We start from the raw sequence: 13,525 nt of genomic DNA, 5'->3' as shown, positions 1-13,525 counted from the left end.
TCTAACTCTCCCTTAGTCCGTTGCGGGCGCGGCTTCGCTGCGGTTCTTCCCAGCGGGCTTCTTCTTCGCCGTGGTTGCGCCGCTTTCTTTTTTTCGACGTCAACCGCCTCGCGCCCGGCTCCTTAGCCGCCAGGATACCCGCCAGCGGGTCTGCTCCCGAATGCGCGGCGCGCACCAGGTCGCCCTGCCTGCCCGGCGCGGTCAGGCGCCCGTCGGTCTGCAGCATGTCGCGGATGACGATCACCGCCATCGCGACCAGCAGGCCCAGGCGCAGCACCGTCACGCTGTCGACCAGCCAGTTCGGCGCCGCCTCCTCGGCGGGGAGGAACTGCCACATCCGCAGGTACCAGTAGCCGGCCTCGATGGCGGCCCAGATGAAGTACAGCCGCCAACGGGGCAGCGCCAAGGCGATCAGCGGCACCAGCCAGATCGAGTACTGCGGGCTCCACACCTTGTTGGTCAGCAGGAAGGCAAGCACCGCGAGGAAGGCGACCTGCGCGACCCGGGGCGTCGTCCTCAAATAAAAGACAACGAACCAACCCAGGGCGACGAGGGCGGCGAGCAGCAACCCGGTGGTGATGTAATTGAGCATCTCCACGCCCTCGATGGCCTTCGAGGGCGAGCCGCCGTCCCAGGCCTCCTTGCCGGTGACGTGGGCAATGACCGCGTAGATCGTCGATCCTTCGTAGCCGCGCACGGAGTTCAGGCGGAAGAACTCGCCCCAACCGCGGGGCGCGGCGATCATCACCGGGGCGTTGAGCAGCGCCCAGCTGCCGATCGCGCCACCCAGCATGCGGCCCAGCTCGCGCCACGCGCGGGTCTTCAGGCACAGCAACAGCAGCGCCCCCAGGATGAATGCGGGCCAGAGCTTCGCGGCCACCCCGAGCCCGCCGAGCACGCCCGCGAGCAGGGGCTTGTGATTCGCCCACGCGGCCAGGCAGCCCACTGCGAAGACGATGGAGAGCAGGTCGAAGTTCGTGAACGCGTGGACGATCACCAGCGGGGAGGCGGCCATGAGCATCGCGTCCCAGGTGCGCGCGCCCACCAGGCGGGTCAGCAGCGCTACCCCGATCAGCCAGCACAGGGCCAGACCAATGGAGGAGACGGCGAAGAAGACCACGGAGGCGGGAACCGGCGGCAGGCCCAGGGAATCCCACGCGGCATGCACCGGCCGGGCGAGTGCCGCGGCGAAGTATTGATAGAACCCGGAGAGCACCGGGTACTCCATCCACCGCTCCACCCCATCGGTGGTGATGGACTGGAAGTACGGGACGGTCAGGGTATCCAGGCCCCGGCCGCCGAACAGCGGGATCTGGTCCGAGTAACAGGCCGCGGTGTACTGCGGTCGGCCCGACCAGTCCAGGTGAGCCTGGCCCTCAGCATTGACGTTGCCGCGCAGGCACGGGGCCTTCTGCAACCAGCCGAGAATGAGGAAGAAACCCGCAGTCGCGAGGATCGCTAGCTGCGGGTTCCACCGGGGCGCCACCGCGTGACGGTCACGGTTGGCCATTTAGCCCAAGAGATCGTCGATGATCTGGCCGAGGTCCGGCGGCGGCGGGGCTCCCCCGCCACCGGTGTTCCCGCCACCCTGGCGCGGTGGCGTGGCCGGCTCCGGCTGCGGAGCCGGGGCTTCCTGCGATGGCTGTTCCTGCTCCGGCTCCGGCTGCGGGTTCTCCGGCGCGACGTAGCCACCGTTGTCCGGAACGCCGGCCGCAGCCTCGCCGCCGGAGCCCCAGTTCTCGATCGGGTCGTCGACCAGGGAGCGGTCCATCACGTTCTTCCAGATGGTGGACGGCATGCCGGAGCCGTACATGGTCCCGCCCCACTGGTTGACCAGCGGGCGGTTGTCCACGGTGCCGATCCACACGGCGGTGGCCAGCTGCGGGGTGGAGCCGATCATCCAGGCGTCCTTGTTCTGGCCGGTGTCACCGAGCTGGGCGGTACCGGTCTTCGCAGCGGACGGGCGGCCATTGGCCAGGGCGTTGCCGTTGGAGTAGGCCGCGATCGGGCCCATCGCCTCGATGACGGCGTTGGCGATCTCCTTGTCGATCACCTGGTCGCCCTCCGGGTCGGTGTTGTCGAGCAGGACCTCACCATTGGAGTTCTCCACCTTCTCCACGAAGTGCGGGCGGTGGAAGACACCCTCGTTGGAGAGGGTCGCCAGGCCAGCGGCCATGTCCAGCGGGCGGGACTGGTACTGGCCCAGGACGATGCCCTCGTACGGGGTGCCGCCGTTTTCCTGCAGGGTCTTGCCGAAGCCCGGCAGCTCCTCGGCCACGCCCAGGCGGTGGGCCATGTCAGCCACGGCCTGCGCGCCCCCGTCGAGGGAGCGGGTCAGGCGAATGAAGGAGGTGTTCAGGGACATCTTCAGGGCCTGCGCGATGGAGCAGCTGCCGCAGGATTCGCCACCGACGTTCGTGACCTCGGTCTGGCCGGTGGTCACCGGGGAGGAGTCGAAGTTGTCGTAGATCGATCCGCCCTGGTCCAGGTAGGCGGCGAGGCCGAAGATCTTGAACGTCGAGCCAGTCTGCATCGGCGCATTGGCGTAGTCCCAGCCGACCGGGTCGTCGCCACCGTAGTAGCCGCGCACTCCGCCGGTCTTCGGGTCAATGGAGACGACCGCCCCGCGGATGCCCTCCATCGCGCCCTCGAACTGCTGGTGCACCTCGTCGACGACCGCCTGCTGGACCTTCGGGTCGATCGTGGTGGTGATCTTCAGGCCCCCGGTGTTGACCTGGTTTTCGTTGATGCCGGCTTCCTCAAGCTCGCGGATGACTGCCTGCTTGATGAGCCCGTTGGTGCCCTTAGCCTGGTGCACCTGCCCTGCCTTGGCCGGGTCCTGGGCCTTCGGGTATTCCGCGGTGTCGCGCTGCTCCTGGGTGATGGAGCCCATGCCGAGCATGCCGTCGAGCACGTAGTTCCAGCGGGATTCCGCGCGCTCGCGGTTGGTCCACGGGTCAAGCACGCTCGGGGACTGGATGGACGCGGCGAGCACCGCGCCTTCCTCCACGGTGAGGTCCTTGACGTCCTTGTTGAAGTAGGCGTGCGCGGCGGAGTTGATGCCGTAGGCGTTGCGCCCGAAGTAGATGGTGTTGAGGTAGGCGCCGAGGATCTCGTCCTTGGACCACTCGCGGGCCATCTTGGAGGAAATCACCAGCTCCTTGGCCTTACGGGAGATGCTGAGCTCATCGCCGACCATGGCGTTTTTCACGTACTGCTGCGTGATGGTGGAGCCACCGCCGGCGCTGCTGTTGCCGGTGAGCTGGCCGAGCGCGGCGCGGCCGAAGCCGGTCAGGGAGAAGCCGGGGTTGTCGTAGAAGTCCCGGTCCTCTGCGGCGAGGACGGCCTCGCGCACGTGCTCCGGGATGTCGGAGACGTCCACGTTGGTGCGGTTGCCCTCGGGCGGGATGATGCGCGCGAGCTCGGTCTCGTTATCGGAGGCCATGATGTAGGAGACCTGGTTGTTGACCAGCTCCTCTGGCTCCGGGACCTTGGTCACGGAGTAGGCGGTGAAGAAGGCCACGACGGGCACGATGATGGCGACCGCGATGAGCGCGGTGAAGCCCACCAGGACTTTCTTGCGGAATTCGCTATCGCGCCAGTGGTTCTTCTTGCGTGCCCGCGCGACGTAGTTACCGCTGCGGACAGAGCGCCCGGAGCCGGACCCGTTCTTCTTCGGGCCTGGCTTCGCGGCGTTGTTCTTGCGGCGCGGCGGCTGAGTGTTCTTACTCAACGAGCTATGTCTCCTCATTGAAAAGGGCAGTCGATTTTCATTACTTTACGCGGTCGCCCCCGTGGTTTGCACCTTTCGCGCGCCACTTTCGCCACAGGGGTTAACTTCCTTCCCATCCGCGTGGCCCGCGCTTTCTCGGAATGTCCTGCTCTCTCGGCCCCCTCCCCTACCGTTTAGGACGTCGCCCCGGGCCAGCACTTGATCGGTTTACTGGCGGCTCTTGATCGGTCAACCGCCTTAAGCACCCCAATCGCCAAGGTCAGCGGCCTTAAGTTGTTCAGCTATGAGCAATAATTCGACTTCCCCTGCAGCGGCCGAGGGCCGCACGGTCAACATCGCGATCGTCGGCCTCGGCAACTGCGCCACCTCCCTGGTTGAGGGTCTTGAGTTTTATAAGGACGCCGCCCCGGATGCTGAGATCCCGGGCCTGATGCACACCGTTTTCGGTGACTACCACGTCGCGGACGTCAAGGTCGTCGCCGGTTTCGACGTCGACGCGGACAAGGTCGGCAAGGACGTCTCCGAGGCGCTGTACTCCGGCCAGAACCAGACGATCAAGATCGCGGACATCCCGCACCTCGGCGTCGAGGTCAAGCGCGGCCCAACCCACGACGGCCTGGGCCGTTACTACCAGGAGTCGATCGAGGAGTCCTCGGTGGAGCCGGTGGACGTCGTCGCTGAGCTGAAGAAGGCGAAGGCGGACGTCGTCGTCAGCTACCTGCCGGTCGGCTCTGAGGAAGCGGACCGCTTCTACGCGCAGTGCGCCATCGACGCTGGCTGCGCGTTCGTCAACGCCCTGCCGGTGTTCATCGCCTCCGACCCGGAGTGGGCACAGAAGTTCCGCGACGCGGGCCTGCCGATCATCGGCGATGACATCAAGTCCCAGGTCGGCGCCACGATCACCCACCGCGTTCTCGCCCACCTCTTCGAGGAGCGCGGCGTGCGCTTGGACCGCACGATGCAGCTGAACGTCGGCGGCAACATGGACTTCAAGAACATGCTGGAGCGCGAGCGTCTGGAGTCGAAGAAGATCTCCAAGACGCAGGCGGTGACGTCCAACCTGAAGACCTCCCCGCTGGCGGGCAAGGTACACGACAAGAACGTGCACATCGGGCCGTCGGACTACGTGGGCTGGCTGGATGACCGGAAGTGGGCCTACGTGCGCCTGGAGGGCTCCGCCTTCGGTGAGGTGCCGCTGAACCTGGAGTACAAGCTCGAGGTGTGGGACTCCCCGAACTCCGCGGGCATCATCATCGATGCTGTTCGCGCGGCGAAGATCGCCCTGGACCGCGGCGTTGCTGGGCCGGTTGAGGCGGCGTCCAGCTACCTGATGAAGTCCCCTCCGACGCAGCTGCCGGACGATGTGGCGCGCACCCAGCTGGAGGAGTTCATCTCCGGCGGGATCGCCTAAACCGCCTCAGCTTCTCGGCTAGGGCTTCCGCCCAGCCGGATTCACCTACCGCTGCCCCCGGGGGCCTACACGAGCCCCCCGGGGGTGTTTTCCCCGTGATAGGGGAATATCTGGTAGTCGATAGTTTTGTACGGCCAACACTCAGGTAGATTGATCTATATGCCACGTTCAAAAATGGACATTGCCCGGGATCTTCGCCCGAGCCTCACGCGTCTCTACCTGCTGTACTTCCGTAAGACGGAGCAGTCGAACATCTCGCAGGCCCAGCTGTCGATCATGATGATCCTGGACAGCGAGGGTCCCATGCGCATTTCTCAGATTGCTGCGATGGAGTCCATCCGCATGCCGACGGCGTCCAACGCCGTCAACCAGCTCGAGACGATGGGGCTGGTCCACCGCGTTCGGGACGTCAGCGACCGCCGCGGCGTGCGCGTTCAGCTCACCGACAAGGGGCGGGAGGAGCTGCACAACCAGGAGGGGGCGCGCAGCATCCAGCTCGCCAGCATGCTGGAGAACCTCAGCGAGGAAGAGCTGCAGACCGTGGACGCTTTCATCCCGGTCATCGACACCATCCTGGAGCGGTACTCTGAGGATGACGAGAGCGCTACTCCAGCCGATCCCGCGAAGTAGCGCTAAAAGCTGAATTGGGACGGGGAGCTCAACGCTGTGGCACCGAAGAAGACGAAGAAGTCCCGCACCGCTAAGAAGGCCTTCCGCCCGCCGACGCTCGCGAAGCCGGTGATCGCGCCGCGTGTGAACCGGGCGCTGCGCGTGCTGGTTGCGTGGCCGCCGCATGCCGGGAGCGTGGGCGAGGACTTGGCGCGCACCGTCGCCTGGCTCGCGCAGGAGAACCCGCTGGTCGTGCGCACCGCGACGGTGATCTCCCAGACCTGGCCGCAGACGGATGCCCCCGCCGCGGCGGCGGATCAGGCGGACCTCTACCCCACCGCCAGCTCGGACCTCTACCCCACCAGCCCGGACACCAGCGGTAGCCACGGCACGCCGGGGGCCGGGGTGGGCGCGGCTGAGGCGCTGGGCGCGCCGGTCGCCGGGTCCGCCAGCCCCACCAGCTTCACTGCGGCCCGGGAGGCCTTCAATACCTGGCTGGAGGCAGAAATGGCTGCGGCGGGCGAGTCCGCGCGTGCCGCGCTGCTGGCCGCCGGGGTGCCCGAGAAAATGCTGGACGAAGAGCAGCTCGCGATGGTCTACAGCGACCACTCCGAGACCAGCCGACTCATCGAGGCCGGTGAGGAGTTCGGGGCGGATGTGATTCTGCTGGGTTCGCAGGCGGATTCGCCGGACGGGCGCTACCGGATGGGCTCCACCGCGGATGCGCTGCTGCACTGCTCCCCGCTGCCGCTGATGCTCGTGCCGCGGAACCTGGACTTCTCCAAGGCCGGGCCGACGCGCGTGAACTGCGCTTATGTGGATACCGAGCAGTCCCAACAGGCACTGCGCCATGCCTCGGATCTCGCGCGGCGGTGGGACGTGCCGCTGCGGCTGGTGGCCTTCTCCCCCGCCGGGGTCTCGTTGGATCCCACGCAGGTGGCCTTCGGTGACGCCGTGGCTGCTGCAGGTGCCGGCGGTGCTGGTGCTAGCGGTGCCGCAGCCCTGTTGGCGGAGGCTTGGCAGGTGCAGGCCAAGGAGCTGCTGGAGCGCGGCCGTAAGCGAGCGCTGTCCCGCCACCCGGATCTGGAGGTCACCACGAAGACCGGCATCGGCGCGAGCTGGGAGGAGGCGGTCGGCGCGATCAAGTGGCGCAAGGGCGACCTGATGGTCATGGGCTCCAGCGTGTTGGGCGATTTCAACCGAGTGTTCATCGGCCCATCCACGAACCAGATCCTGCGGCACGTGCCGGTGCCGGTATTCCTCAGCACAGTCTAGTTGGCCGCGTTGGTCTTCCCCGCTCGAGTGTGGCAGCGGGGTTTAGCTTTGTGGCCGGGATCTCTTAAGGTTGGGAGCTACCAGGAGTTTCACCGAAGGAGAGGGTAATCGTGAGTACGTTAGGCCCGGGGCACCCGGAGAATCGCGCCGAGCTGCCGCCGGAGGACCTTCCGCCGCAGACCGCAGGCCGCCCGAAGCTCACCGAACTCGATTACGAGGCCGATCCCCTCGCCCGCCTGGAGCGCAATAACCGCTCAACGAAGCAGGCGATCATCTACTTCTGTGCCGTCCCGGGCATCGCTGCCGTCCTGGCATTGGGCACGGCAATCATCTCCCGCATCGTGGGCGGCCCCTATTGCGATGCCGATTCCTCCGCCTGGTTGTGCACCGAGGGCTTCCGGCTGTTCTTCCACATCGCCCCAGCTCTGGTGTGCTTTTTCGGGCTCTTCGGCGCGGCGTATATCTGCTACTACAAGTGGAAGCGCCACCAGCGCTGGCGCCCGTGGATCGCGGTGATCTGGTTCATCATGCCCGTGGCGATCGGCTGGTCGGTCAACAGCGCGGCGATGCTGATCCTCAACGCCTAAAACTCAGCGCTCCCCACGTCCCAACGGGGCCCATCCCAACGGGTCCCGAAAGGCAAAGCTCCAGCGCACCCCCCAGCCCCAGGCCGCCCGGTCCCCTCCCCGGGCGGCCTTTCGCCTTACTTCGCCACGATATTGATCATGCGGCCCGGCACGACGATGACCTTCTGCACCGTCTTGCCCTCGATGTGGCCCTGCACGGTCTCATCAGCCAGCGCCGCGGCCTCCAGGTCCTCCCGGGAGGCATCCGCGGCGACCATGATGCGGGCGCGAACCTTGCCCATGATCTGAACCGGCATCTCGATCTGGTCGTCGACCAGCCAGTCCTCTTCCCACGCCGGGTACGGCACGAAGGCCACGGAGGCCTCGTCCTGGGTCAGGCCAGACTCCTGACCGGCACCGCCAGCCAGCAGACCCGAGGCCTCCGCACCACCCAGTGCCTGCCACAGCTCCTCGGCCAGGTGCGGGGCCACCGGTGCGAGCATCAGCGCCAGCGCCTCCGCCGCCGCGCGCGGCACCGCAGCATCCGCCGCGGCACCCTGGGCGCCACCGGCACCTGCCGCGCCGTACTGCTTCGTCAGGTAGTTCACCAGCTCGATCAGCTTCGCGACGGCCGTGTTGTTGTGCAGGTTGGTGTAGTCCTCGTGGACACCCGCCAGCGCGCGGTTCACCGCACGGCGGTCCTCATCCGGCAGCGAGGCCAGCGTGTTGACGTCCTCATCGACGACCGCCTTGCCGGACGTTTCGTCCACGACCAGGCGCCAGGCACGCTGCAGGAAACGCTGCGCGCCGACGACGTCCTTCGTCGCCCACGGGCGGGAGGTATCCAGCGGACCCATGGACATCTCGTAGACGCGCAGGGTGTCCGCACCGTAGTTATCGCAGATCTCGTCCGGGGAGACGGAGTTCTTCAGGGACTTGCCCATCTTCCCGTACTCCTGCTGGACCGGGGTTTCCGCCCCGGTCTCCGGGTTGACGTGCACGAATGCGCCGTCGCGCTCCACGACCTCCGCGGCCGGCATGTACACACCGCGGGAGTCGGTGTAGGCGTAGGCCTGGATGTAGCCCTGGTTGAACAGGCGGTGGTAGGGCTCGAAGGAGCTGACCACGCCCAGGTCGAAGAGCACCTTGTGCCAGAAGCGGGAGTACAGCAGGTGCAGCACCGCGTGCTCCACACCGCCGACGTACAGGTCCACCCCACCGGACGGGTTGCCCTCGCGCGGGCCGACCCAGTAGCGCTCGTTGTCGATGTCTACCAGCGCGTGATCGTTATTGGGGTCGATGTAGCGCAGCTGGTACCAGGAGGAACCGGCCCACTGCGGCATGACGTTCGCGTCGCGGTAGTAGGTCTGGGTGCCGCGGCCATCGCCGAGGTCCAGCTCGACCTCGATCCACTCGCGGGCCTTGGCCAGCGGGGGCTGCGGCTCGGTGTCCTGGTCCTCCGGGTCGAAGGCGACCGGCTTGTAGTCCTCGACCTCCGGCAGCTCCACCGGGAGCATATCCTCCGGCAGCGGGTGGGCGACACCGTCGGCGTCGTAGACGATGGGGAAGGGCTCGCCCCAGTAACGCTGGCGAGCGAACAGCCAGTCGCGCAGCTTGAACTGCACCTTGCCGTGGCCGTAGCCCTTCTCCTCGAGCCACTCGGTGGTGGTGGCCTTCGCCTCTGCCAGGGCGAGGCCGTTGATGTCCAGACCCTCGGTGTTTGCGCTGTTCACGGCCTTGCCGGACTCGGTGTACGCGGCGGTGAGCTGGCCGTCCTCGCCCTTCTCGCCGCCGGCGACGACCTCGCGGATCGGCAGGCCGAAAGCGGTGGCGAAGTCGAAGTCGCGCTCGTCGTGGGCCGGGACCGCCATGATGGCGCCGGTGCCGTAGCCCATGAGGACGTAGTCCGCGATGAAGACGGGCACCTGCTCGCCATTGACCGGGTTGGTGGCATAGGCGCCGGTGAACACACCGGTCTTTTCCTTGTTCTCCTGGCGCTCCAGGTCGGACTTCGCGGCGATGGACGCGCGGTAAGCGGCGACGGCCTCGGACGGGCTGTTCTTGCCGAAGGTCCAGCGCTCATCGGCGTCGGCGTAGGCGGCCTGCGGGGAGCCGGCGGCGTCCTCAGCTGCGGAAACGAGGGTGTCGACGAGCTCGTGCTCAGGGGCGAGCACCATGTACGTCGCACCGAAGAGGGTGTCCGGGCGGGTGGTGAAGACCTCGATCGGGCCCGCGGCGGAAGAAAACGCGAGCTGCGCGCCGCGGGAACGGCCGATCCAGTTGCGCTGCATGGACTTGACCTTCTCCGGCCAGTCGAGGAACTCCAGGTCCTCGAGCAGGCGGTCGGAGTAGGCGGTGATGCGCATCATCCACTGCTGGAGGTTCTTGCGGAAGACCGGGAAGTTGCCGCGCTCGGAGCGGCCCTCGGCGGTGACCTCCTCGTTCGCCAGCACGGTGCCCAGGCCCGGGCACCAGTTGACGGTGGAGTTGGAGCGGTAGACCAGGCGGTAGCCGTCGATGATCTCCTGGCGCTCGGCCTCGGTCTTCTCGGCCCAGTCGGCGTGCTCGGCCTCGAGCTTCGGGATGAGCTCGGAGATCGGGCGGGCGCGGCCCTTCAGCTTGGCTGGGTAGCCCGGCGCGGGGTCGGCCTCCGGGTCGAACCAGGAGTTGTAGATCTTGAGGAAGATCCACTGGGTCCAGCGGTAAAACTCGCGGTCGGTGGTGGCGACGGCGCGGCGCTTATCGTGGCCGAGCCCCAACCGGCCCAGCTGGCGCTCCATATTCTCGATATTCGCCATGGTGGTGGTGCGCGGGTGGGTGCCGGTCTGGACGGCGTACTGCTCGGCGGGCAGGCCGAAGGCGTCGTAGCCCAAGGTGTGAAGCACGTTCTTGCCGGTCATGCGCTGGAAGCGGGCGTAGACATCGGTGGCGATGTAGCCCAGCGGGTGGCCGACGTGCAGCCCGGCACCGGAGGGGTAGGGGAACATGTCCTGCACGAAGATGCGGTCTTCCGGCAGCTTCTGCCCGTCGGTGGCGAGGTCGCCGACGGGGTTGGGGGCGTTGAAGGTGCCGTGTTCGGCCCAGTGCTTTTGCCACCGCTGCTCGATATCCGCGGCGAGCGCGGGGGAGTAGCGGTACGGGGTCTGGTCGGACGTGTCAGCTGGGGTGTTCATGGTTGGTCATTCTAGTAGACGGGGTAATAGACTGAACCGCATGATCGTGCTCACCATCCTGCTGGTTATTCTCGCCCTCGCTGTCCTGACGGTGGGGCTGCTCGGGTTTATGGAGAAACTGCCTGGTAACGGGGTGGTTGGGCTGCGTATCCCGGAGGTTCGGAAGTCCCCCGAGAACTGGGTTTTGGCGCACAAGATCGCGGGCCCGGCGTGGATGGGTGCGGGTGCGGCGCTGCTGGGGTCTGCGCTGCTGACGACGGGGATCGGCGGCTGGATGTGGCTGGTCTTCGCGCTGTTGATCGTGGGGGCACTGTTCCTGATTGGGATGGGTTCTGCGATGGCGGCGTCCACGATGGCTCGCCTGGAGCACCTGCGTGGTCAGGAGGCCGAGGAGGCCCGGGCCGCTGAGGGTTGCTGTTCTTCTGGTTCTTCTTCCAACGACGACGCCTCGGCCGGCGGTTGTGAGCCGACGGCGGAGGAATGTGCGTCGGGGAATGCGTGCGGTAGCTGCTCGCTGAATGGCGCATGTGAGGGCGGGGGAGCAGCCTTCGACGCTGGTCAGGGTGCCGGTGCTGGCGCTGGTACTGGTGCTGGGCAGGGCGCGCAGCAGGCGGCGGCGAAGCCTGCGCTGGATCTGGATGCGGCCCGCCGCGCGGTGGCGGAGCAGGACCGCCGCTAGGGGAGCTTTTCTGCGGGGGATCATTCGCACTTAGACCCCTGCTGTCGCGCGTTTCCCCCGTCCGACGCTTGAGCGCTTTAGGTAAAATTCCGCCCATGGCCAGTGCGTATCATCCGAACACCCAGGCTGAAATCAACAAACTCTTCTCGCTACAGAAGCAGTACGCTCTCGAGCGACGCTTCAGCGATCTCGAGAGAAAGAAGAACGCCCTCGCGCAGTGGAACCCCCTTAAGGTCGCAGAACGGCGGTTCCCTTTCTACGCCGTCTTCGTAGGTGTAATCACGTCCGCCACAGCGATGTACACCGTCCACCGGTCGCTGGTAATCATCGCCATCATGGGTAGTGTTGCGTTATTTCTCGGCCTGTTCCCGGGTAAGATCAGCCCGCTGTTGGTCGTTGAGGCGCTCGGTCTCGGCTTCATGTTCAAGTACGGCATGAAGAGTGGCATCACGATGACCGTGGTCTTTCTTATCCTTACTGCGCTGGCCTACCTGGCGGGCAAAATCTCACTGCGCACCATCTTCGCTGAAAAAATTGCTGAGCAGGAGAAGTCTAAGCAGCAAACGATCGCGAAGATCGCTCAGAAACAAGAGGCCCTTCAGGACCAAGGCGCTCCGCTAGCCCAGCGGAATAAGGCTTTCGATATCTTCACCGGCGCATCACGAACCCCGGAGACTGTGCAGGACATCATCGATGTTCTAGCCAGCGGGGGCGCCTACGACATCGACGCCGCAGTGCGCGCCCACAACGAAGACATAGAGCGAGTAAATGCTCTGCGTGCAAAAGAGCAGCGCCGCATTAATGAACAAAACAGGCTGGCGGCAGCACTCCAGCGCATGGCCTTCTGGAACTCGATGCAGCTGGACGCAATTGAGGACGAACTGCGACGTCGCTAAGAGAGGTTGTCCGCGGCGTCTTCTAGACTGTGGGGTATGAACCCCGGTAAGACCCCGAGCACCGCGCCCATCGACGCGAAGAGCAACGCGGCACCTGCCGTCCTCGTGTGCGGCAGCATCAACGTCGACACCTTCGTTGGCCTCGATGAGTTCCCGCACCCCGGCGAGACCATCATCGGCCGCCGTGGCCTGCAGGGGCTCGGCGGCAAGGGCGCGAACCAGGCCGTCGCCTCCGCCCGCATGGGCGTGGAGACGATCCTGCTGGGCGCAGTGGGGGAGACCAGCGCTGATAACCCCAGCCAGCCGCTCGACCCGCTGGCGCTGCTGGCGATCAAGGAGCTCGACGAGCACGGCGTGAACACCGCCCACATCGCCCGCACCAACCAGCCCACCGGCCAAGCGTTCATCATGAACGACGCGTCCGGCGAGAACATCATCATCGTCACCTCCGGGGCCAATGAGCTGGTCAGCCCGGCTGAGCTGACGGACCTGGCCAAGAAGCTGGCCGATGAGCGCCCCATCCCGGTTGTGCTGGCCCAAGGCGAGCTCACCCCGGAGCACTCCGCGGAGCTGCCCGCGTTGGCCGAGGCCATCGGCGCCCGGCTGATCCTGAACCTCGCCCCGGTGACGACGAAGGACGCCGACCTGGTCGCGGCGTCCGACCCAATCATCCTCAACGAGCTGGAGGCCGCGGACATCACCGGGCTGCCCCGCGAAACCCCCACCGAGGAGCTCTTCGCCGCGCTCAAGGACGTCGCCCGCACCTGCGTGGTCACCCTGGGGCCGGCGGGCGCGGCCGTCATCGACGGGGACGGGGTCACGCGCGTGCCCGCCCCGCAGATGGAGACCATCGTGGACACCACCGGTGCCGGCGATGCGTTCTGCGGCACGCTCGCGGCGGCTGTGGCCACCGGTTCCTCCCTGGTGGACGCCACCCGCGTGGCTGTTGCGGCCGGATCCTTGGCGACCCAGAAGGCCGGCGCGGCGGCGTCGTACGCGACGGAAGCAGAGATCCGCGACCTGGCGGCGGAACAGGAAAACCGCAGCTAGAGGCCGAAAGTGTAGCCCTGGACTAGGATCACCACGCCCAGACCTTCCATGCAGCCTTCAGGCCATCGACCAGCGGAATCAGACCGAAATAGAGGATCGCGCTGGGCGGCAGGAAGGCACCCGCACCGGCGAC

10 protein-coding genes are annotated in these 13,525 nt (G+C 66.5%); 7 read left to right on the top strand and 3 right to left on the bottom strand.

Annotated features, from left to right (window positions below; translation table 11 throughout):
* Window position 1: 1 nt before the first annotated feature.
* Entirely contained in the window at window positions 2-1,510 is a 1,509-nt protein-coding gene (locus QP997_RS07060) for a glycosyltransferase family 87 protein (protein WP_284846682.1), read from the bottom strand.
* A complete protein-coding gene (locus QP997_RS07055) occupies window positions 1,511-3,751 on the bottom strand; it encodes a transglycosylase domain-containing protein (protein WP_284846681.1) in 2,241 nt (746 codons plus the stop codon).
* A 265-nt stretch (window positions 3,752-4,016) separates the two neighbouring features.
* Here QP997_RS07055 and QP997_RS07050 point away from each other — a divergent pair, with 265 nt between their 5' ends.
* From QP997_RS07050 to QP997_RS07035, 4 genes are all read left to right on the top strand, one after another.
* On the top strand, window positions 4,017-5,144 hold the full coding sequence (locus QP997_RS07050) for an inositol-3-phosphate synthase (protein ID WP_070761715.1): 1,128 nt from the start codon (window positions 4,017-4,019) through the stop codon (window positions 5,142-5,144).
* 159 nt (window positions 5,145-5,303) lie between these two features.
* On the top strand, window positions 5,304-5,774 hold the full coding sequence (locus QP997_RS07045; RefSeq protein ID WP_070757888.1) for a MarR family winged helix-turn-helix transcriptional regulator: 471 nt from the start codon (window positions 5,304-5,306) through the stop codon (window positions 5,772-5,774).
* A gap of 36 nt (window positions 5,775-5,810) precedes the next feature.
* On the top strand, window positions 5,811-7,028 hold the full coding sequence (locus QP997_RS07040; RefSeq protein WP_284846680.1) for a universal stress protein: 1,218 nt from the start codon (window positions 5,811-5,813) through the stop codon (window positions 7,026-7,028).
* A gap of 110 nt (window positions 7,029-7,138) precedes the next feature.
* Complete coding sequence (locus tag QP997_RS07035; RefSeq protein WP_148811401.1) at window positions 7,139-7,615, top strand: hypothetical protein; 477 nt, start codon at window positions 7,139-7,141, stop codon at window positions 7,613-7,615.
* Between the two features lie 116 nt (window positions 7,616-7,731).
* Here the strand turns inward: QP997_RS07035 and leuS are convergent, their stop codons facing one another.
* Window positions 7,732-10,767 (bottom strand): leucine--tRNA ligase, encoded by a 3,036-nt coding sequence (gene leuS / locus QP997_RS07030; protein ID WP_284846679.1) that lies wholly within the window; start codon window positions 10,765-10,767, stop codon window positions 7,732-7,734.
* A gap of 40 nt (window positions 10,768-10,807) precedes the next feature.
* Here leuS and QP997_RS07025 point away from each other — a divergent pair, with 40 nt between their 5' ends.
* The 3 genes from QP997_RS07025 to QP997_RS07015 all read left to right on the top strand — a co-directional run bounded on the left by QP997_RS07025 (window position 10,808) and on the right by QP997_RS07015 (window position 13,392).
* Complete coding sequence (locus QP997_RS07025) at window positions 10,808-11,446, top strand: SdpI family protein (protein WP_284846678.1); 639 nt, start codon at window positions 10,808-10,810, stop codon at window positions 11,444-11,446.
* Between the two features lie 95 nt (window positions 11,447-11,541).
* Window positions 11,542-12,342, top strand: coding sequence for a hypothetical protein (locus tag QP997_RS07020; RefSeq protein ID WP_284846677.1), 801 nt, complete (start codon window positions 11,542-11,544; stop codon window positions 12,340-12,342).
* A 36-nt stretch (window positions 12,343-12,378) separates the two neighbouring features.
* Complete coding sequence (locus QP997_RS07015; protein WP_284846676.1) at window positions 12,379-13,392, top strand: ribokinase; 1,014 nt, start codon at window positions 12,379-12,381, stop codon at window positions 13,390-13,392.
* Window positions 13,393-13,525: the final 133 nt, after the last annotated feature.

Origin of the sequence: Corynebacterium sp. MSK039, from assembly GCF_030232315.1 — a bacterium.
GTDB lineage: Bacteria > Actinomycetota > Actinomycetes > Mycobacteriales > Mycobacteriaceae > Corynebacterium.
This window is presented reverse-complemented; position numbering and strand designations above follow the sequence as displayed.

Bases quoted from the DNA above. Each gene is read 5' to 3' on its own strand.
- QP997_RS07055 (WP_284846681.1), bottom strand. From the start codon at position 3,751: ATGAGGAGACATAGCTCGTTGAGTAAGAACACTCAGCCGCCGCGCCGC.
- QP997_RS07060 (WP_284846682.1), bottom strand. From the start codon at position 1,510: ATGGCCAACCGTGACCGTCACGCGGTGGCGCCCCGGTGGAACCCGCAG.
- QP997_RS07020 (WP_284846677.1), top strand. From the start codon at position 11,542: ATGGCCAGTGCGTATCATCCGAACACCCAGGCTGAAATCAACAAACTC.
- QP997_RS07025 (WP_284846678.1), top strand. From the start codon at position 10,808: ATGATCGTGCTCACCATCCTGCTGGTTATTCTCGCCCTCGCTGTCCTG.
- leuS (WP_284846679.1), bottom strand. From the start codon at position 10,767: ATGAACACCCCAGCTGACACGTCCGACCAGACCCCGTACCGCTACTCC.
- QP997_RS07050 (WP_070761715.1), top strand. From the start codon at position 4,017: ATGAGCAATAATTCGACTTCCCCTGCAGCGGCCGAGGGCCGCACGGTC.
- QP997_RS07045 (WP_070757888.1), top strand. From the start codon at position 5,304: ATGCCACGTTCAAAAATGGACATTGCCCGGGATCTTCGCCCGAGCCTC.
- QP997_RS07015 (WP_284846676.1), top strand. From the start codon at position 12,379: ATGAACCCCGGTAAGACCCCGAGCACCGCGCCCATCGACGCGAAGAGC.